The sequence below is a fragment of the Frondihabitans sp. PAMC 28766 genome (assembly GCF_001577365.1).
Classification (GTDB): domain Bacteria; phylum Actinomycetota; class Actinomycetes; order Actinomycetales; family Microbacteriaceae; genus Frondihabitans.
The window spans coordinates 1,795,899-1,815,226 of sequence record NZ_CP014513.1; the positions used below are offsets into that span (position 1 = coordinate 1,795,899).

The following is a 19,328-nucleotide window of genomic DNA, read 5'->3' on the forward strand; positions in this document are numbered from 1 at the left end:
GGTGGCTCGTCAGGGCAGGTAGGGCGCGACAGCGGTGATGGAGACCGAGATCTCTTTGCCGTTGGGCGCCGTGTACGAGGTGGTCGTGCCGGCCGTCTTGCCGTCGATCGCCTCGCCGAGGGGGCTCGTCGGGCTGTAGACCGTGAGGTCGCTGCCGGGCGCGATGATCTCGCGGCTGCCGAGCACGAACGTCGACTCGTCGCCGGCGATCGTCGCCGTGATGAGCATTCCGGGGCCGACGATGCCGGTGTCGGCCGCGCCCTCCGAGATGGTCGCCGTCTTGAGGAGGTTCGTCAGGGTGCGGATGCGGGCCTCGATCTTGGCCTGCTCGTCTTTGGCGGCGTGATATCCGCCGTTCTCTTTCAGGTCGCCCTCTTCTCGGGCGGCGGCGATGCGCCCCACGATCTCGTCGCGACCCGACGTGCTGAGGGTCTCGAGCTCGGCTTCGAGTCGGTCGTGGGCCTCCTGCGAGAGCCACGTGGTCGATTCTGTGTTGCTCATTGCTTCTCCTAGCACCGAAAAAAGGAGACCGGCCCTGTGGCCGGTCTCGAAGGTGAATCAGGCGAGTTTAGGGCAGCCAGCACTTGTCGATCAAGCCCGTGACCCCGCGGTTCATGGTCTTGATCTGGGTGACGTAGGTGTTGGACGACTGGGTCGAGGCCGGGAGGTGCACGACCTTCCAACCCACGATGTCGAAGCCGGAGTTCAACACTTCGACGGCACAGTCGACCCTCGTGCCCGGGTCGGTGCTCACCTCGCTGGTGACCGATGCTGAGTGGTTGTTGTGAATCACGTAGCCGGCGTCGTTCGTGTCGACCGAGGCGCTGGTGCCGTCGAAACCGGCCCAGACCACCCAGACGAAGAAGATCGCCGCGAAGGCGACGCCGACGATGGCGCCGATCCAGCGTCGCCGCAGGCGGAACGTGCGAGACCGACCGTAGCGACGGTCGAGAGCAGTCGCGAATTCGCGCGATTCGCCCGGCTCCTGAGAGCTGTGCGACTCGTGTGTGCGTGAAGGGGTGGGCGCCACCGACGAACTCCGTCCGATTATCCTTGAGCACAGGTTAGCAACGCTGGCCGTGACAGAAATCCGAGGATCCCCCTTGCCCCTGCGTCTCCTGGCGGTGCACGCCCATCCCGATGACGAGTCCAGCAAGGGCTCGGCCACCTACGCCCACTACGTGAAGCAGGGCGCCGAGGTTCTGGTCGTCAGCGCGACCGGCGGCGAGCAGGGCTCGATCCTCAACGAGCACCTCGGGCCGAAGGCCCACGCCGAGCGCGACATCGCGGGCCTCCGCGTCCTCGAGATGGCGAAGGCGCAGCGGGTCATGGGCGTCGACCACGTCTGGCTCGGCTACAGCGACTCCGGGCTGCCCGAGGAGGGCGAGCCGGTCGCCGTCAACTCGTTCGCGACGATCCCGCTCGAGATCTCGGCCGAGCCGCTCGTGCGCATCATCCGCCGCTTCAAGCCCCAGGTGCTCGTCACCTACGACGAGAACGGCGGCTACCCCCACCCCGATCACATCCGCACTCACGAGATCTCGGTCTTCGCCTACGAGGCTGCCGCCGACCCCGCGCGCTACCCCGACGCCGGCCCCGCCTGGCAGATCTCCAAGCTCTACTACGACCGCATCATGAACACCGCCAAGATGCACGCGATCTACGCGGCCATCAAAGAGGAGACGCCCGACTCGCCGATCCTGAAGGAGATGGACGAGATGTTCGAGCGCTGGGGCGACAACCGGCCCGACCTCTCGACCACGCGCATCGACGTCGCCGCCGCCTTCCCCGTCCGAGACGAGGCCCTCAAGGCGCACGCGAGCCAGGTCGACCCGACCGGATTCTTCTTCCGCTATCCGCTCGAACTGCAGACGCGGGTCTGGCCGACCGAAGACTTCCAGCTCATCGATTCGAAAGTCGAGACCACCCTGCCCGAGACAGACCTCTTCGCCGGCATCCCCGTGGAGGTGACCGCGTGAGCATCCTCCTGACGGCCCAGACCGCCCTCGTCACTGTCCTCGCCGAGTCCGGGCCAACGCAGCTGCCCGTGCAGAAGGTCTCCGACAACCAGGTCACACCCGGCTGGATCGGCTTCCTCGCGATCTTCTTCGTCGGCGTGGCCACACTCTTCTTGATCATCGACATGACCCGCCGGGTGCGCCGCACCCGGTATCGCGGCGAGATCCGCGAGCAGATCGAGCTCGAGCGGCAGCAGGCGGCCGAGGCCGCCGCCACTCTCGACGACGAGCTGCGCGGCGGCGGGCACGAGCAGCCCGCGTCGCCGGCAGAGCCCCGCTAGCCCGGTCTCGCGCGATCCTGCGGCCTGTCAGCGGGTCTGGACGGCCAGTAGCAGCACGGCCGTCCACTGACAGCAGAACGCCACCACGGTGAAGGCGTGGAAGAGCTCGTGGAAGCCGAAGACGCCCGGCACGATGTTCGGCCGCTTCGTGCCGTAGACGACGGCGCCGGCGATGTAGAAGACGCCACCGGCGAGCACCAGGATCATGGTGGCCGCGTTCGCCTCGAAGATGTCGCCCACGTAGATCAGGGCGCCGACGCCCAGAAGCACGTACAGCGGCGTGTAGAGCCACCGGGGCGCGCCCGTCCAGAAGACGCGGAACGCGATCCCCGCCAGAGCCCCCGACCACACCAGGATCAGGAGGGTCGTCGCCTCGCCCCGCGGCAGAGCCAGCACGGCGATCGGCGTGTACGTGCCCGCGATCAGCAAGAAGATGTTCGAGTGGTCCATGCGCTTGAGCAGCAGCTTGGCTTTCGGCCGCCAGTTGCCCCGGTGGTAGGTCGCCGAGACGCCGAAGAGCAGCAGCGACGAGCCGAAGTAGATCGCGGTGGCGGCCTTGGCCGGAGCCCCGGCGGCCAGCGTGACCAGCACCACGCCAAGTGCCACGGCCAGCGGGAAGGTGCCCGCGTGGATCCAGCCGCGCCAGGTGGGCTTGATCTCGGGGAGAACCGTCATCCGCTGAGCCTACGGGGCGTCTGCCCCGAGACGCTGTGAGGTCGTCACGGGGGACGACGCGACGGCTCAGGCGCGTGGGTTACCGTTGATCCGTGACGAACCGGCGAGGCACCCCTGACGCGGGCGCCGAGCCCGGTGCCGACCCCGGGTCGATCGAGACCCCCGGCGGCCGTTCGTTCGTCTACCGCCTCTACCAGCGACGACTGCGCCGCGGTCTCACGGGCCTCGAGCTGCCCCACCACGTCGCCATGATCGTCGACGGCAACCGCCGGTGGGCCAAGCAGCGCATGCTCGAGACGGCCGCGCACGGGCACCGGGCCGGCGCCGCGAAGATCCGCGAGTTCCTGGTCTGGTGCGACGAGCTCGGCATCAAGGTCGTCACGCTCTACCTGCTGTCGGCCGACAACCTCACCAACCGCGACGACGCCGAGCTCGACGCCCTCGTCGAGATCATCGCCGAGCTCGCCGACGACCTGTCGCACGAGCGCGACTGGCGTGTGCAGCACGTCGGCCTGACCGACGGCCTCCCCGCCCCGCTCGTCACTTCGCTCTCGACGGCCGAGCGGCGCACCGCTTCGCACACCGGGCTCCACGTGAACCTCGCCGTCGGCTATGGCGGTCGGCGCGAGATCGTCGATGCGCTGCGCAGCATCGTGCGTCAGCACGGCGAGGGCGGCGGCACCATCGACGACCTCGCCGAAGTGCTGACGCCCGAGATGATCGCCGACCACCTCTACACCGGCGGCCAGCCCGATCCCGACCTCGTCATCCGCACGTCCGGCGAGCAGAGGCTCAGCGACTTCATGCTGTGGCAGAGCGCCCACAGCGAGTTCTACTTCGTCGAAGCCTTCTACCCCGACCTCCGCGAAGTCGACTTCTTGAGGGCGGTGCGCGACTTCGCGAACCGGCATCGGCGCTTCGGCGGCTGACGCGGCAGGAGCCCATCGGCGGGCCGCGCGTGCGGCCCCGGTTCGTCGCCCGGCCCGCGCGCGGGTACGGTAGTGAGGTTCGCCCACCGTACAGGGAGCCCTGCTTGACCACCATCGACGAGTTCGCTCAGACCTTCGACGACGATCCGGGCTACCTGGACTTCGCCTCGTTCGGCCCCATGGGCCGGCCCGTTCTCGACGAGCAGAACGCCCTCGGCGAGATCCACGCGCGAGCCCGCTACGGCGCCGCCGCCGTCTTCGACGAGCAGGAGATCCGAGTGCGAGAGGCGATCCGCCGCGTCACCGGCTTCCCGACGGATCGCGTCGTCTTCCAGCCCAACGCGTCGATGGGCCTCATGCACGCGATGTTCGGGCTCTCCGGGCAGGTGCTCTACTCGGCGCGGGAGTACCCCAGCATTCCGATGGCGGCTCAGCGGGCGGCGCAGGCGCTGCACACGCTCGATCAGATCACCATGCAGCCCGCCGGCGGCATCGTCACCCCGAGCGCCGTGCGCGACAATCTGACGCCCGCCACGACGGCCGTCGCGGTGAGCCTCGTCGACTACCGGACGGGTTATCTCGCCGACCTCGAGGGGATCCGCGACGTGATCGGCGATCGCATCCTGATCGTCGACGCCATTCAGGGTTTCAGCGTCGTCGACGCGCCCTACGAGGTCGCCGACGTCGTAGTCGCCGGCGGTCAGAAGTGGGTGCGCGCCGGCTGGGGCACCGGGTTCATGGCACTCAGCGAGCGCGCCGCCACCGACCTCGTGCCGCTCATCAGCGGCGTGACGGGCACGATCGTGCCGATGGGTGCGTCGTACGAAGAGGTGCCGCCGCCCCTGCAGGGCGCCGCCGCCTTCCAGATCACCCGCAACGACCCGGTGGCGCAGGCGCGTTTTTCGACGGCACTCGAGGCCGTGGCCGAGGTCGGGCTGCCCGCCATCCAGCAGGCGATCGCCGAGAAGGTGACGGCCCTGATCGACATCGCCGACGAGTTCGGAATCCCGGTCGTCTCGTCGAGAGACGAACGCGAACGCGCCGGGATCCTGGTGCTCGAGCCCGATCCCGAGCAATTGACGGCTCTCACCGCCGAGTTGATCAACCACGGGGTCACCGCCACGGTGCGCGGCGGCGCGGTTCGCCTGAGCGCGCACGTGTCGACCGGTGAGGCGACCTTCGAGGCGTTGCGCGGCGCGCTCACGTCGTTCGGGTCGAGCCTGTCCTACTGAGGCACGTCACCCGATCTGTGACGGATGTGACAGCGGTTAATCTGCCCGTAACCTCACCTCGGTGTGTCGGATTTGGGCTTTGTCGGTGGCGTCACGTAGCTTCGAGCCATCGGGTAGAGCACCCGGTCGAGACGGCCACGTAAGTTCGTCTAGCTCTTGCTCCACGGCCGTCTTGCGGGAAGGTACCGGGTGTCACACACCCGGAGATGGAGTCGGTCGTGACCGCTTTCGACATCACCTCTGCAACGCAGCACGAACAGCACGCCGGGGGTGACGGCGAAACGGCGATCAAGCAGCGCACCTACGTTCTCGACACCTCGGTTCTGCTCTCCGATCCTCAGGCCATCTTCCGTTTCGCCGAGAAAGCCGTCGTGCTTCCGGTCGTCGTGATCTCCGAGCTCGAAAAGAAGCGGCACGACCCCGAGCTGGGCTATTTCGCGCGGCAGGCGCTGCGACTCCTCGACGAGCTGCGCGTCACGCACGAGCGCCTCGACTTCCCGGTGCCCGCGGGCAAGGGCGGGTCGCTCCGCGTCGAGTTGAACCACTCCAACCAGTCGGTGCTGCCCTCGGGCCTCCGCCTCGACGACAACGACTCACGCATCCTCGCCGTCGCCACGAATCTCGCCAACGACGGCCTCGACGTCGTTGTCGTCTCGAAAGACCTGCCGCTGCGCGTCAAGGCCGCCTCGATCGGCCTCGCCGCCGAAGAATACCGGGCCGAGCAGGTCGTCGACTCGGGCTACACCGGCATCGCCGACGTCGAGATCTCGAGCGAGCAGATGGCCAAGCTCTACGATGACGAGCACATCTCGACGCGCGCTGCCGAGCAGCCCGTCAACACCGGGCTCGTCATGCACTCCGATCGCGGCTCGGCCCTCGGCCGGGTCGTGTCTCGCGGCCACGTGCGCCTCGTGCGCGGCGACCGCGACGTCTTCGGTCTGCACGGGCGCTCGGCCGAGCAGCGCCTCGCCATCGACCTGCTGCTCGACCCCGAGGTCGGCATCGTCTCGCTCGGCGGCAGCGCCGGCACCGGCAAGTCGGCCCTCGCCCTCTGCGCCGGTCTCGAGGCAGTGCTCGAAAAGCAGCAGCACAAGAAGATCATGGTCTTCCGCCCGCTGTACGCGGTCGGCGGCCAAGACCTCGGCTTCCTGCCGGGCGACGCGGGCGAGAAGATGAACCCCTGGGCCCAGGCGGTCTTCGACACCCTCGGCGCGATCGTCTCGCAAAACGTCCTCGACGAGGTGATCGAACGCGGCATCCTCGAGGTGCTGCCGCTCACACACATCCGCGGCCGCTCGCTTCACGACGCCTTCGTGATCGTCGACGAGGCGCAGTCGCTCGAACGCAACGTGCTGCTCACGGTGCTGTCGCGCATCGGCCAGAACTCGCGTGTGGTGCTGACGCACGACGTCGCCCAGCGCGACAACCTGCGCGTCGGCCGTCACGACGGCGTCGCCAGCGTCATCGAGACCCTGAAGGGCCACCCGCTGTTCGCGCACGTCACCTTGACGCGGTCCGAGCGCTCGGCCATCGCGGCTCTCGTCACCGAGCTGCTGGAGTCGAACGAGTTGGCGTAGCCCCCTCCGGTTTTCTCCACAGGGGCCCGGTTGTCCACAGATTCGGTTTCGGCCGACTCCGGGCCGCCGGGCCCCTCTACCGTCGCAGGATGACTGTGCTCGTCGACTCGCTCCTCATCCTCCTGCTCTGCGGCCTTGGCGTCATGGCCGTGCCGCCCGCAGCCCTGGCACCGATGGTGTGGCTGGCGTTCACGACGCCCGCGCTCGTCCGTCATGACGTGGCCGTGCGACGCCTGCCGAACGCTCTGACCCTTCCGGCCCTGGGCATCGTCGTCGTCACCGCAGTCGTCGGCCTGTGCGTCGAGACGGGGGCGCAGGATCCTGAGGTCGCTCTCGTCGCAGTTGCAGCCGTGCTGGTCGGCGGGTGGGCAGCCACTCGCGCGGGGGCCGTCGGCCTCGGCGACGTCAAGCTGGCCGGGTCGCTCGTCGGGTCACTGGTGCTCGTCGATGGGACGGCCCTCGTGCTGTTCGCTGCGGTGACCTCGGCTGCCGGGGTGGGCGCGATCCTACTCACGACCGTTCGCGGCCGCTCTCGAGCGGTGCCAGCGCGCGGGGTCGCCTACGGCCCGTGCCTCTTGCTCGGCTACTGGGCGTCGCTCGCGGTGGAGGCGCTGACGTGACGGCCTCGGGGAGCAACACGCGAGACCTTCGCATCCGGTCACCGCGGTGGACCTAGGTCCGGTGCGGTGACCGAACGCGAGGGTTCAGTGACGCGATGCGGGATGCGTCAACCGGGGTGCGTCATGCTGAGCACGTCGAGCGCCTTGTCGAGCTGCTCTTCGGTGATCTCGCCCCGCTCGACGAACCCGAGGTCGATCACGGACTCGCGCACTGTCATCTTCGCGGCGACAGAGTGCTTCGCGATCTTGGCGGCGGCCTCGTAGCCGATGATCCGGTTGAGCGGCGTGACGATGGACGGCGACGATTCGGCCAGCTCGCGAGCGTGCTCGACGTTGGCCTCGAGCCCGTCGACGGCCTTGTCGGCCAGTGCGCGCGTGCTGTTGGTGAGCAGGCGGATCGACTCGAGCAGAGCGGTGCCCATCACGGGGATGGCGACGTTGAGCTCGAAGGCGCCCGACGCACCGGCCCAGGCGATGGTCGCGTCGTTACCGATGACGCGCGCGCAGACCTGCAGCACGGCCTCGGGGATCACCGGGTTGACCTTGCCCGGCATGATCGACGAGCCGGGCTGGAGGTCGGGGATGTGGATCTCGCCGAGGCCGGCGTTCGGGCCGGAGCCCATCCAACGGAGGTCGTTGTTGATCTTGGTGAGGCTGACAGCCAGGACGCGGAGGGCGCCGGACGCCTCGACGAGACCATCGCGCGCGCCCTGCGCCTCGAAGTGGTCGAGGGCCTCGGTGACGGGCAGGCCGCTGTCCGCGGCGAGAGCGGCGATGACGCGCTGCGGGAAGCCCAGCGGGGTGTTGATGCCGGTGCCGGTCGCGGTGCCGCCGAGCGGCACCTCGGAGACGCGGGGAGCGTCGCGGTGACTCGGTCGATGCCGAGGCGGATCTGGCGGGCGTAGCCGCCGAACTCCTGGCCGAGGGTGACGGGGGTGGCGTCCATCAGGTGGGTGCGGCCCGACTTGACGACGAGCTTCCACTCTTCGGCCTTCTTCTCGAAAGCCACGGCGAGGTGGTCGAGGGCGGGGATCAGGTCGTGGAGGAGTGCACCGGTGACCGCCACGTGGACGGAGGTCGGGAAGACGTCGTTCGACGACTGCGACGCGTTGACGTGGTCGTTGGGGTGCACCTTCTCGCCCGAGACGGCCGACGCGAGCGTGGCGAGCACCTCGTTCATGTTCATGTTCGACGAGGTGCCGCTGCCCGTCTGGTAGACGTCGATCGGGAACTGGTCGTGGTGCTGCCCGCCGATGATCTCGTCGGCGGCCTCGGCGATGGCCCCGGCGCGCGTCGCGTCGATGATGCCCATCTCGCCGTTCACGACGGCGGCCGCACGTTTGATGCGGGCGAGCGCGACGATCTGCGCCGGCTCCAGCCCCTTGCCCGAGATCGGGAAGTTCTCGACCGCCCGCTGAGTCTGAGCGCCGTAGAGGGCCGATGCGGGCACCCGCACGTCGCCCATCGTGTCGTGCTCGATGCGGTACTCGCTGCCGGCCTCGGTGTCGATCGTGGTCACGTCGCTGTGGTCCTTCCGTCGGCCCGCTGTGGCGGGCGGTTTCTGCGGGCCCGCTGGTGCGGGCGAGATGTCAGAGGCTGCCGACCACCGTGTGCGGGTCGACCCGGCCGTTCGCGAGGTCGTAGTTCGCCCCGACGACTGCCAATCTACCGCTGGCGACTGCCTCCGAGATGAGAATCGACCGCTCGAGCAGCGCCCCGACGGAGGCCTCGATGTGCAGGCGGCCCACCTCGTGCGCATCGAGGGCGTGGTCGTCGCCAGGGGCCAGTTCGAGCTCGCGGTGCGCCCGCTTGACCGACGGCACGATCATGTCGATGAGGCGCTGCAGATAGAACGTCTGCGGCTCGGCGTCGGCGTCGATGGTGTCGATCGCCGCTTTGACGGCCCCGCAGCTGTCGTGACCGAGCACCACGATCAGGGGGATGCCCAGCGCTCCGACGGCGAATTCGAGGGTGCCGAGCACCTCGTCGCCCACGACCTGGCCCGCATTGCGGACGACGAAGAGGTCGCCGAGGCCCGCGTCGAAGATGATCTCGGCGCCCAGACGCGAGTCGGAGCAACCGAAGAGGGCCGCGATCGGCTGTTGCCCGTTCGTCAGCTGGGCTCGGCGCTCGGCATCCTGACGCGGATGCTCGGGGGTGCCGCCGACGAAGCGCTCGTTGCCGGCGGTCATCTGCGCCCAGGCCTCACCGGGGGTGGGGGCGATCGTGGTGCTGGTGGTCGTGCTGTCGGGCACAGGCTCTCCTCGGGGTGGAGTGGGGGCGCTTTGAACGATGGGGCCGGAATGCCCTATCGCTCGAGCTGCTGGGCGGCGTGGTCGGCAACCAGATCGAACTGCTTCGTCGATGCGGTGCCGGCGAGCACGATGGTGCTCTTGCCGATGGTCGCAACCATCGCGTACGAGAAGTTCGTGCTGCCGGAGGCGCTTCGCTGGTCGTAGACGTCCCACGAGACGCCGCCGACCCGGGTGACTGTCGTCTGAGCCGTCTGCTGCAGCTGGTTGCTGACCCACGTCGGATTCGCGTCGAGGCCCTGCGTCATGCCGATGAACTGGGTGTCGGGCGTGATCAGCCCGACGTACCAGGTCTGGACGCCGTCGGCGCCGGCGGGCCTGATCGCGGCGCTGTTCGATTTCCAGCCGGAGGGGAGCTTCGGCGCCACCAGGGGCTGGGAGACCTGCTGCTGCGCCTGCGAGGCGATCTTCAGGTAGTCGACGTCTTTCAACTGCGAGCCGCTCGTGCGGACGACGCCGAGCACGATCAACAGGACGATGCCGACCGACGCGATCAGGGACAGCACGAGGTTCTTGGTGGTCTGGTTCTGACGGTGGTTGCGCGAGCTCTGGGCCTTGCGAGCGGCGGTCTCGGACGGCGTCTCGGGGCGGCCGAGCTCGGCGACGACGCGCGGGGCCTTGGGCTGGCCGAGCGGGGGAGGAGTGGGAGTGCTCACGCGTCGGCCTCGCTGCCGCGGCGGGCCTTCTCGAGGCGCTCTTTCGCACCCAACAGCCATTCTTCACACCGGCCGGCGAGGGCCTCGCCGCGCTCCCACAGTGCCAGCGAGCGCTCGAGAGTCGAGGCGCCCTGTTCGAGCTCGGTCACGACGCCGATGAGCTCGTCGCGCGCCTGTTCGTAGGACAGGTCGGCGACGTCAGGAGCGGAAGTCTGGGCCACGGTGTCAATCCTAACGAGCGGTGTCGGGCCCTCGAGAGCCGGTGGCCGACTCGGAGGGGATGGTCAGCGGGCCGGAGCTGGTGACGCCCAACGTGCCGGCGGCGAGAGTGAGAACGAGGGGCGTCTCGGCGGGGGCGTCGGCGACGTCGCGCAGCACGGCACCCGAGGGCAGCTGCGCGATCGCGTAGCCGCGCCGGAGAGTCGACTCGGGGGAGAGAGCCCGCAGCCCCGCAGTGAGCTCGGAGAGTCGCGTCGACGCCCGCTCGATGGTGCGGTGCAACAGCTCTTCGCTGCGGGCGACGTAGCGCACGAGCTCGTCGGCACGGACCTCGATGAGCGTCTGCGGGTTCGCCAGCACCGGGCGGCTGCGGATCTGGCCGAGCCGGTCGATCTCGGTGTTGATCAGGTGCGTGAGGCGCTGTCCGAGCCGGGCGCGGGCCTGGCGCACGGCCTGCAGCTCTTCGCCGACATCGGGGACGACGCGCTTGGCCGCGTCGGTCGGAGTGGACGCGCGAAGGTCGGCGACGTCGTCGAGCAGAGGCCGGTCGGCCTCGTGGCCGATGGCGCTCACGATCGGGGTGTGTGCCGCGGCCGCCGCCCGCACGAGGACCTCGTCGCTGAAGCCCAGGAGGTTCTGGAAGTCGCCGCCGCCGCGGGCGACGATGATGACGTCGACCTCGGGATCGGCGTCGAGGGTCTGAATCGCGGCGGTGACCTCGCCGACCATGCGGTCGCCCTGCACCGCCGCGTGCACGACGCGGAACCGGACCGAGGGCCAACGCAGCTGCGCGTTGCGCAGCACGTCTTTCTCGGCGTCACTGTCTTTGCCGGTCACGAGGCCGATGCACTGCGGCAGGAACGGCAGGGGCCGCTTGCGGTCGGCGCCGAACAGACCCTCGGAGGCGAGCTGACGACGCAGCCGCTCGAGCCGCTCGAGCAGGTCGCCGAGGCCGACGTGCCGCATCTCGAACACCTGCATCGTGAGCGAACCGCCCTTGACCCAGAAGTTCGGCTTGATTGCGGCGATGACGCGGTCACCCTGCTTGAGGTCGGCGGGCACTCTCGATTTGACGCTCGACCAGATCGAGAACGACACCGTGGCGTCCATCTCGAGGTCTTTGAGCTTGCCGTAGACGTTGCCGCCGGCCACGTTCCACTGCGTGATCTCGCCCTCGACCCAGGCGGTGCCGAGGCGGTCGATCCAATCTCGCACCTTGCCGGCGAGCAGGCCGACGGGCCAGGGGTTCTCGGGGGTCGGAGGCGGGGTGACGATCGTCAAGCGTGCTCTCCTTCTGCGGCGCGGATCGAGAGACTCTCAGGCCTGACCTGCTCAGCCCGCCTAGAATCACTCCGTGAGCCGTATAACCAATGGCGCTCTCGCCATCGACCTTCCGACGCCGCGTGTTCCCGCGGTGCGCAACAGGCTAAAGGATACCCCCGTCATCGGGCGCAAACGCGTGCTCCTGGCCGCCCCTCGTGGCTACTGCGCCGGCGTCGACCGGGCAGTCATCGCCGTCGAGAAGGCCCTCGAGCACTACGGCTCGCCGGTGTACGTGCGCAAGCAGATCGTCCACAACGTGCACGTCGTGTCGACCCTCGAACAGCAGGGCGCGATCTTCGTCGACGAGGTCGACGAGGTGCCCGAAGGCAGCCACATCGTCTTCAGCGCGCACGGCGTCGCGCCGTCCGTCGTGCAGGGCGCGGCCGACCGAGGCCTCCTGTCGATCGACGCCACCTGCCCGCTGGTCACGAAGGTGCACCGCGAGGCCGTGCGCTTCGCGAAGCAGGATCAGCACATCATCCTCATCGGCCACGCCGGCCACGAAGAGGTCGAGGGAACCATGGGGCACGCCCCCGACCGCACCACCCTCGTGCAGAGCCCGGCCGAGGTCGACACGCTCGAAGTGTCGGATCCTGACAATCTGGTCTGGCTGTCGCAGACGACCCTCAGCGTCGACGAGACGATGGAGACGGTCGCACGGCTGCGCGAGCGCTTCCCGAACATCCTGAACCCCCCGTCGGACGACATCTGCTATGCCACGCAGAATCGCCAGGTCGCGATCAAGAAGGTCGCGGCGGACGCCGATCTCGTGATCGTCGTCGGCAGCGCCAACAGCTCGAACAGCGTGCGGCTGGTCGAGGTCGCCCTCGAGTACGGCGCCAAGGCCGCCTACCGGGTCGACTACTCGTCCGAGATCCAGCAGGAGTGGCTCGAAGGCGTCGAGACGGTCGGCGTCACGTCCGGCGCATCCGTGCCCGAGGTGCTGGTCGACGAGGTGCTCGCCGAGCTCTCCGACGCGGGCTACACCGATGTCGGCGAGGTCGTGACGGCCGAAGAAGACCTGATGTTCTCGCTGCCGAAAGAGTTGCGTAAAGACGCGACCGGTGAGGTCGATGCGCGCGCCCTCGGGGGCCGCGGCCGATGACGTCCGATCAGCCCCGCTACGGCGAGCGACTGCCCGAGCCCGGCCCCGGCTCGGACGGCCGCGTCACCGGGGTGCAGGCGCCGGAGTACGGCGAGTACGCACCGGCCGGCTGGGTGAATCCCGTCGCTCCTGTCGACGAGCCCGAGGCGCCGGATGCCACGGCCCCCGGGCAGATCGGCACGAGCACGCGTCCGCCTGAGGCACCACGGGGCTACAACGACGGCGGCTACCGCGCCACCACCCGCTTCGATGCACCACCACCGACCGGCGAGCCCGTGCCCGGCCCACCCCCGACCGCCGCTCGCCCGAAGCCGTTCAACGGCTTCGCGACGTTCTTCCTGATCGTCTACGGGGTGTATCGCGTGGTCAGCGATGCGCTCAGCACTGGTGGTTTCGCCGACACGTACGTCGCGCAGTTCAAGCGGATGGGCTACCTGCACGGCACGTTCCAGAACATGTCCGACCTGCACACGGTTGCGCTCGTGAGCGCGTTCGTCTCGGTGCCGCTGTTCTTGATCGTCTGCGTCGTCGCTCTCAGACGCCTTCGGGCCGGCAAGAACTCGTGGCTCGTGCTGCTCGTCGCCGGTCTCGTCGTGAACGTGACCACCGGGATCGCCGTCGTTGTGGTCGTCATGAACGACCCGTCGTTCGCCGCGCCGATGGTTGGCTAGCCTCGCGGCCTCGCGGCCTCGCGGCCGGCGGGTGATGGGCCCGCTCGGCCGCTGGGGCGACTAGCTCTGCGACTGCCCGTGGGAGCCGAGCTCTTTGGCGGCCTCGATCACGCGGGCGGCCATGGCGGTCTCGGCGATCTTGCCCCACGAGCGCGGGTCGTAGACCTTCTTGTTGCCGACTTCGCCGTCGACCTTGATGAAGCCGTCGTAGTTCTTGAGCACGGTGTCGGCGATCGAGCGGGAGAACGCGTACTGCGTGTCGGTGTCCAGGTTCATCTTGACGACGCCGTTCGAGACGGCCTCGGCGATCTCGGCCTGGCTCGAGCCGGAGCCACCGTGGAAGACGAGCTCGAGGGGCTTTTCGGCGGTGCCGAACTTCTCTTGGATCCCGGCCTGGATCTCACCGAGCAGCTCGGGGCGGAGCTTCACGTTGCCGGGCTTGTAGACGCCGTGCACGTTGCCGAAGGTGAGGGCTGCGATGTAGCGGCCGTTGTCGCCGAGGCCTAGGGCCTCGACGACGCGAGTGACGTCGCCGACCGTCGTGTAGAGCGCGTCGTTGGTGCCCTCGTGCTTCACACCGTCTTCTTCTCCGCCGACGACGCCGATCTCGACCTCGAGGATGGCGTTGATGGCGCGGGTGCGCTTCAGCATGTCCTGTGCGATCGAGATGTTCTCGTCGAGCGGCACGGCCGAGCCGTCCCACATGTGCGACTGGAAGACGGGGTTGCGGCCGGCTTTGACCTCTTCCTCGGAGGCCGCGAGCAGGGGTAGCACGAACCCGTCGAGGGCGTCCTTCGGGCAGTGGTCGGTGTGGAGCGCGACGGTGACGGGGTAGTTCTTGGCGACCTCGGTGGCGAACTTCGCGAACGCGAGGGCGCCGGCGGCGCGGTTCTTGACGGTCTGACCGGCGAAGTAGTCGGCGCCGCCCGTGGTGACCTGGATGATGCCGTCGGACCCGGCCTCGGTCAGGCCCTGCAGCACCGCGTTGATGGTCTGCGACGACGAGACGTTGACGGCGGGGTAGGCGAACCCCTGCTTCTTGGCTCGGTCGAGCATCTCGGCGTACTGCTCGGGGGTGGCGACGGGCATGACTTCTCCTTCGTAGGCGGGCGCGCTGTGACTCCGACATCACTCTAGACGCGCCGGATGAGGGTGCGCGGGGCACAAAACGCGTCGGCGGCGCCTTCCCGATGTCATCGGGAAGGCGCCGCCCGCGATTTCTTAAAGACCGGACTCGCCCCGTTCTCGCCGTCGCGACACGATGACGATGATCGTGCCGATCAGCAGCGCGAGCAGACCGGCCGCTACGGCCCAGAGGCCGATGGTCGATCCGGTGAGGGCCAGCATCTTCGGGCCGTGCGAGGCCGAAGCGTCGGTCGGGTCACCGCCGTGGGAGGGACGGTCGACCACGTTGCCGTGGCCCGGTGGCCGAACAACCGGCGGCACACCGGGGTCGAGCTTGGGCAGGGCGCCGGCGTCGACATTGAGATCGCTCGACACGGCCGTGACCGAGTCGCCGTCGTGCTCGGCCTCGAGCGAGGTCGTCGCGTTGCCGTCGGCGTCCACGTTCGAGTCGAGCGCGGCATCGTCTCCGATGTGCGCCTTCGTCCAGCCACCGTCGGCTGTGCCGAACTGCACGCGGTAATCACCCGGCCGCAGATCGTCGAATGAGTAGCGCCCGTCGTCGCCCGTCGTCGTCCGGCGGTCGACGCCGTCGCCCCGATCGTCGGTGCCTGTCAGTTGGATCGTCTGATCGGTAACGCCCGGCTCGCCGTCATCCTGCAGCCCGTCGCTGTTCTTGTCGAACCACACGCGGTGCCCGATCGCCCCGGCGTGCTCACGAATCGTCGCGGTGTTCGACACGACGGGAAGAGAGAGGTTCTGGACGCGCAGCCCGAATGAGCTGCCCGTCAGGTCGCGGTCATGGGCATCGTGGGCCGACAGGCCGATCTTGTGCTCGACGGTGGCACCGACACCCACCGAGGCCGAGTGGACAATGCGAACACCGGAGGACGTAGCGAGACTCGAGGGGCACCCTTTCGTACCGAACTTGGCCTCGGTGCACCACTTCGTCGAGCCGGACGCACCGTTGGATGCGGCGGCCGCGTCGACGTCGATCGATTTCGGGTCGGCCGAGGTGTACCGGACGACCTCCGATGCCAGGGGCGTGACGGTGTGCTCGAGAGACGTCGCGGTCGTCGTGCCTCGGCCGTCGCCGACGTGCGGCAGCACGGTGATGAGATCTGTCGAATCGAACGCGCTTGCAGCGTTGTTCGAGTACCGCAGCCGCCACTCGAGGTCGTCTCCGACCACGACGCCCGGCCGCACCGCTTCTTCCACGACGCTGACGGCACCGACCGCGAGCACGTGCAACGCGCGATCACTCGTCTGGAACGTCGAGTCGGAGATGTCGCGCGTCGACGTGATACTGGCGTTGTTCGTCGTCGGGCCCACTGCGGCCGTGTGGTCGGCGCGCACAGTGAATGTGATCGTGGGGAGGGCGGCGTTCACGGCGTGTTCGGGGAACCTCCACGTGACGACTTGACGGACGTCGCCGTTGCCGTCGGTCTCTTCTGTCACCGACGCGGGCCGCGGAGTTGCGCTCCCTTCGACGAGGCGGGTTCCGCGAGGAAGCACGTCGCGGACGGTCACCGTGTCGGGATCACCGCCGACGGTCGCATTGGTGAGAGTCGGATAGAGGGCGAAGCTCACTGAGCCACCCTGCTCGACGTACTGGGTCTTGTCCGGTGTCGTGGTTGCCGTGAACCCGTCGTCGACGACCTTGCTCGTGATGCGGGCGAGGTCGGCGGTGACTGTCAGGAAGTCGGCCCAGGAGCCGTTGGCCTGCGCTCCGCTCACGGTGTCGTGCACCCAGTCGCGCTCGCCTCCGGGAAGGATGCTGGCGAATGTTCGCAGCCGTGTGTAGTCGGGGACTCTGTCGGCGACTTTCAGAGACGCGTAGAAGCTCTCGGTCGCTGCTGCAGGGAAGTCGAATTTCCAGCGGACGAGCCCGACCGCCGCGGCGCCGCCTGGGACATCGTTCGGGTCGTCGTACCAGGTCGCGTCGTCGTCACCGCAGGTGGCGTCGCGCAGGCCGTCGGCGGTCGAGGAGCGGAATGCCGCGAACTGCGGGCGCCCGGTGATGCCGGAAGCCGACGAGCCGGCCCAGACGCCCGTCGAGTCGTCGAGGGTCTGATACGAGTTGTCGAAAGCGGTGCAGACGATCGAGCCGCGCCACGAATCCGTGCCCTCGTTGCCGACGCTCGTGACCGGGCGGATGAGCTGGCCCGGGGTCGTGTAGGGCTTGTTGTACTTGCCGGAGAGCTCGAACCGGCCTTCCGGCTTAAGGTCGACTCCCCAATAGCGCAAACTACCTTTGACGCCGAGAAAGGTACCCACGTTTCGTGAGACGGAGTTGTTGCCGAGCGGCTCGCCGACGCCGCCGAAGTCGGCCTGCTGCGTGACGGACGGCGCCGAGAGGTCACGGTAGGTGTTGACGGCCGTCAAGGTCTGGAGACTTGCGGGCTCGGGAATCCAGAGGCTGATGTAGCCCGACACGACGTACGCCTTCGTGCCGCCGGCGATGGCGCCACCGCTCACGCTTTTGGTCGGGACGCTCGAGAGCGAGCTGTCGACACCTGAAATGTGGACGGAGATGGGCTCGCCCGGCCCCTCTTGAGAGCATGAGAACGTGCCGGAGTCGACGACACTGTCGTCACCGCCACCTCGGCCCCCGGGGGCCCCGGGCACCTGGCCGGTGTTGATGCCACAGGCTGGTTCGGAGCCGACGGGCAGAAGAGCAGCGGGGCTCTCGCCTCGCCCGAACATCCGGGAGACGTCGTCGGTGAAGCTCACGTCGCCGGCCAGTCGCTCGTAGCCCAAGAGGTTGGCGCCCGCAGCGAGCCCCTTGTAGTCGACGAGGACCGGGTACACGATGCGGTGGCCGGGCGTCGAGCCGTCGGGGCCGACGGCTGCTGCGAACGACGGGGTGACGGTGTTGATGGCGAGGTCGAATCGAGGTGCGGCCGACACCCGCACCGTAGTCGGCGGGGCGGAGGGTTCGGATGCGATGCCATCGGCGCCGACGTTGCCGGTCGGCGTCAGCGACTGCCCGTTCGCGGCCGTGTTGGCGACCTGGAGAACGACGGAGACCTGCCTGGTCGCGTTAGTGAGCTCGCCCAGTCGGCACGTGAGGAGGGGCCCCTCGATGCTGGAGCCATCCGCTCGACAGTCGGAGGGGAGCCTCGACCACGCCGTGTCGTCCGGGCGGTCAGAGTGAAGGTCTCGTTCGTGGCCGTGCCGCCAGTGGAGTTGACGGTCACCTCGTAGACGACGGAGTCGTTGGTGCGGACGACGCCGTTGTGATCGTTCGCGTCGCCGCCGGGCTCGTCGGAGTCGGTGAAGGGGCCGTGGCCATCGGCCGCGACGGCTATCGTCATGGCCACGGAGGCAGCCGACGCGGGGAGAGCGGGCAGCACGATGCCGAGGGCCACGAGCGTCGCCGTGGCGCCGGCCATCAGGGATCGGGAGAGGGAGGGCGGATGCATGGAGTCCTTTCGAGAAGGGTATATATACCCGGTGCTTGAGGCACTCTACAACATTTCACATCCGAATGACGGATGCATTCGAGCACCTGTGGAAAACTCCGAACCTGGGGACTGGATAGGCTCGGTCCATGACGACTTCGGCCACCGGATCCCTTTTCACTCATCCCGATCGCAACTTGGGGATGGAGTTGGTGCGGGCGACGGAAGCGGCGGCGATTCGAGCTGCTCCGTGGATCGGGCGGGGAGAGAAGAACCTCGCCGACGGGGCCGCTGTCGACGCGATGCGGAAGTTCTTGGGCACGGTCGACTTCGACGGCGTCGTGGTGATCGGCGAGGGCGAGAAGGACGAGGCGCCGATGCTGTTCAACGGCGAGCACGTCGGCACCGGCAACGGTGGGGCCTTCGACATCGCGGTCGACCCGATCGACGGCACGAGCTTGACGGCCACGGGGCGTCAGAACGCCGTGTCGGTCATCGCGGTGTCGGATCGGGGCACGATGTACGACCCGAGCGCGGTGTTCTACATGGACAAGATCGTGACCGGCCCGGAGGGGCTCGGCGTGATCGACCTCGACAAGCCGATCGGCGAGAATATCAAGGCGCTGGCGAAGGCGAAGGGCATCCCGGTCGAGCAGATGGTCGTGGCCGTGTTGGACCGCCCGCGTCACAAGCAGCTGATCAGCGACATCCGGGCCGCGGGCGCGGGGACGCGGCTGCTGCTCGACGGCGACGTCGCGGGTGGGATCAACGCGGCGATGCCGGATTCGCGGATCGACATGTGCGTCGGCACGGGCGGCACCCCGGAGGGCATCATCACGGCGTGCGCGATCAAGGCGCTGGGGGGTCTGATCCAGGCGCGCCTCGCGCCGAAGGACAGCGTCGAGCGGCAGAAGGCGATCGACGCCGGGCACGACCTGAACCGGGTGCTCGACCAGAACGACCTCGTCACCGGCGACAACACCTACTTCGTGGCCACGGGTGTGACCGACGGCGGCCTCGTCGCCGGCGTCTCGCGCAAGAACGGGATGATCCGGACCGAGAGCCTGGTGCTGCGGTCGCACTCTGGCACGCAGCGCCGTGTCGTCGCCGACCACCTCGAATCGAAATGGCTCGGCGAGAACTGAGCTGCAGGGGGTGACCCTGACCGGCCACTCTGCCTCCGT

General features: G+C 68.5%; 19 protein-coding genes and 1 pseudogene. 9 read left to right on the forward strand and 11 right to left on the reverse strand.

Annotated elements, in window-relative coordinates:
* Positions 1–9: 9 nt before the first annotated feature.
* Together greA and AX769_RS08750 are read right to left on the reverse strand one after the other, a co-directional pair.
* On the reverse strand, positions 10–501 hold the full coding sequence (gene greA, locus AX769_RS08745) for a transcription elongation factor GreA (RefSeq protein ID WP_066278277.1): 492 nt from the start codon (positions 499–501) through the stop codon (positions 10–12).
* Positions 502–568: 67 nt separating this feature from the next.
* On the reverse strand, positions 569–1,030 hold the full coding sequence (locus AX769_RS08750) for a DUF4307 domain-containing protein (protein ID WP_066278281.1): 462 nt from the start codon (positions 1,028–1,030) through the stop codon (positions 569–571).
* Between the two features lie 73 nt (positions 1,031–1,103).
* On the opposite strand from AX769_RS08750, the gene mca reads away from it, so the two are divergent.
* Positions 1,104–1,979: a mycothiol conjugate amidase Mca gene (mca, locus tag AX769_RS08755; RefSeq protein WP_204249351.1), complete on the forward strand. Its 876-nt coding sequence runs from the start codon at positions 1,104–1,106 to the stop codon at positions 1,977–1,979.
* Complete coding sequence (locus AX769_RS08760) at positions 1,976–2,299, forward strand: hypothetical protein (RefSeq protein WP_157887529.1); 324 nt, start codon at positions 1,976–1,978, stop codon at positions 2,297–2,299. Before mca ends, AX769_RS08760 begins: the two co-directional genes overlap by 4 nt.
* A 27-nt stretch (positions 2,300–2,326) precedes the next feature.
* Here the strand turns inward: AX769_RS08760 and AX769_RS08765 are convergent, their stop codons facing one another.
* Positions 2,327–2,974 carry a hemolysin III family protein gene (locus AX769_RS08765; protein ID WP_066278284.1) on the reverse strand — a complete coding sequence of 216 codons (648 nt, stop codon included), beginning with the start codon at positions 2,972–2,974 and terminating at the stop codon, positions 2,327–2,329.
* 152 nt (positions 2,975–3,126) lie between these two features.
* Between AX769_RS08765 and AX769_RS08770 the strand changes: the two genes are divergently transcribed.
* The 4 genes from AX769_RS08770 (at position 3,127) to AX769_RS08785 (ending at position 7,332) form a co-directional block, all read left to right on the forward strand.
* Entirely contained in the window at positions 3,127–3,903 is a 777-nt protein-coding gene (locus AX769_RS08770) for an isoprenyl transferase (protein WP_066283369.1), read from the forward strand.
* 104 nt (positions 3,904–4,007) lie between these two features.
* Positions 4,008–5,135: an aminotransferase class V-fold PLP-dependent enzyme gene (locus tag AX769_RS08775; protein WP_066278285.1), complete on the forward strand. Its 1,128-nt coding sequence runs from the start codon at positions 4,008–4,010 to the stop codon at positions 5,133–5,135.
* Positions 5,136–5,341: 206 nt separating this feature from the next.
* Positions 5,342–6,712 (forward strand): PhoH family protein, encoded by a 1,371-nt coding sequence (locus AX769_RS08780; RefSeq protein ID WP_066278286.1) that lies wholly within the window; start codon positions 5,342–5,344, stop codon positions 6,710–6,712.
* Positions 6,713–6,801: 89 nt separating this feature from the next.
* Positions 6,802–7,332 carry a prepilin peptidase gene (locus AX769_RS08785; protein WP_066278289.1) on the forward strand — a complete coding sequence of 177 codons (531 nt, stop codon included), beginning with the start codon at positions 6,802–6,804 and terminating at the stop codon, positions 7,330–7,332.
* A 107-nt stretch (positions 7,333–7,439) separates the two neighbouring features.
* On the opposite strand, the pseudogene AX769_RS08790 reads toward AX769_RS08785, so the two are convergent.
* The 5 genes and pseudogenes from AX769_RS08790 to xseA all read right to left on the reverse strand — a co-directional run bounded on the left by AX769_RS08790 (position 7,440) and on the right by xseA (position 11,800).
* Positions 7,440–8,797: pseudogene (locus AX769_RS08790) on the reverse strand (class II fumarate hydratase).
* Between the two features lie 124 nt (positions 8,798–8,921).
* Positions 8,922–9,587, reverse strand: coding sequence for a carbonic anhydrase (locus AX769_RS08795; RefSeq protein WP_369824076.1), 666 nt, complete (start codon positions 9,585–9,587; stop codon positions 8,922–8,924).
* A 53-nt stretch (positions 9,588–9,640) separates the two neighbouring features.
* Positions 9,641–10,300: a DUF4245 domain-containing protein gene (locus AX769_RS08800; protein WP_066278294.1), complete on the reverse strand. Its 660-nt coding sequence runs from the start codon at positions 10,298–10,300 to the stop codon at positions 9,641–9,643.
* Complete coding sequence (locus tag AX769_RS08805) at positions 10,297–10,521, reverse strand: exodeoxyribonuclease VII small subunit (protein ID WP_157887530.1); 225 nt, start codon at positions 10,519–10,521, stop codon at positions 10,297–10,299. The genes AX769_RS08800 and AX769_RS08805 overlap by 4 nt, the downstream gene beginning before the upstream one ends.
* Before the next feature lie 10 nt (positions 10,522–10,531).
* The gene (xseA, locus tag AX769_RS08810; protein ID WP_066278299.1) at positions 10,532–11,800 is read right to left on the reverse strand and encodes an exodeoxyribonuclease VII large subunit; all 1,269 of its coding nucleotides are present in this window, start codon (positions 11,798–11,800) and stop codon (positions 10,532–10,534) included.
* Positions 11,801–11,873: 73 nt separating this feature from the next.
* Between xseA and AX769_RS08815 the strand changes: the two genes are divergently transcribed.
* Together AX769_RS08815 and AX769_RS08820 are read left to right on the forward strand one after the other, a co-directional pair.
* The gene (locus tag AX769_RS08815) at positions 11,874–12,947 is read left to right on the forward strand and encodes a 4-hydroxy-3-methylbut-2-enyl diphosphate reductase (protein WP_082763622.1); all 1,074 of its coding nucleotides are present in this window, start codon (positions 11,874–11,876) and stop codon (positions 12,945–12,947) included.
* Complete coding sequence (locus tag AX769_RS08820; protein ID WP_066278303.1) at positions 12,944–13,618, forward strand: DUF6264 family protein; 675 nt, start codon at positions 12,944–12,946, stop codon at positions 13,616–13,618. Before AX769_RS08815 ends, AX769_RS08820 begins: the two co-directional genes overlap by 4 nt.
* A 60-nt stretch (positions 13,619–13,678) precedes the next feature.
* Here AX769_RS08820 and fbaA read toward each other — a convergent pair whose 3' ends face one another.
* From fbaA to AX769_RS08835, 3 genes are all read right to left on the reverse strand, one after another.
* Complete coding sequence (fbaA, locus tag AX769_RS08825) at positions 13,679–14,707, reverse strand: class II fructose-bisphosphate aldolase (protein ID WP_066278306.1); 1,029 nt, start codon at positions 14,705–14,707, stop codon at positions 13,679–13,681.
* A gap of 132 nt (positions 14,708–14,839) precedes the next feature.
* Positions 14,840–17,650, reverse strand: a complete 2,811-nt coding sequence (locus AX769_RS08830) for an SdrD B-like domain-containing protein (protein WP_066278309.1) — start codon at positions 17,648–17,650, stop codon at positions 14,840–14,842.
* A 68-nt stretch (positions 17,651–17,718) separates the two neighbouring features.
* On the reverse strand, positions 17,719–18,165 hold the full coding sequence (locus AX769_RS08835) for a hypothetical protein (RefSeq protein WP_157887531.1): 447 nt from the start codon (positions 18,163–18,165) through the stop codon (positions 17,719–17,721).
* 128 nt (positions 18,166–18,293) lie between these two features.
* Between AX769_RS08835 and glpX the strand changes: the two genes are divergently transcribed.
* A complete protein-coding gene (gene glpX / locus AX769_RS08840) occupies positions 18,294–19,289 on the forward strand; it encodes a class II fructose-bisphosphatase (RefSeq protein WP_066278313.1) in 996 nt (331 codons plus the stop codon).
* The last annotated feature ends 39 nt before the right edge of the window (positions 19,290–19,328 follow it).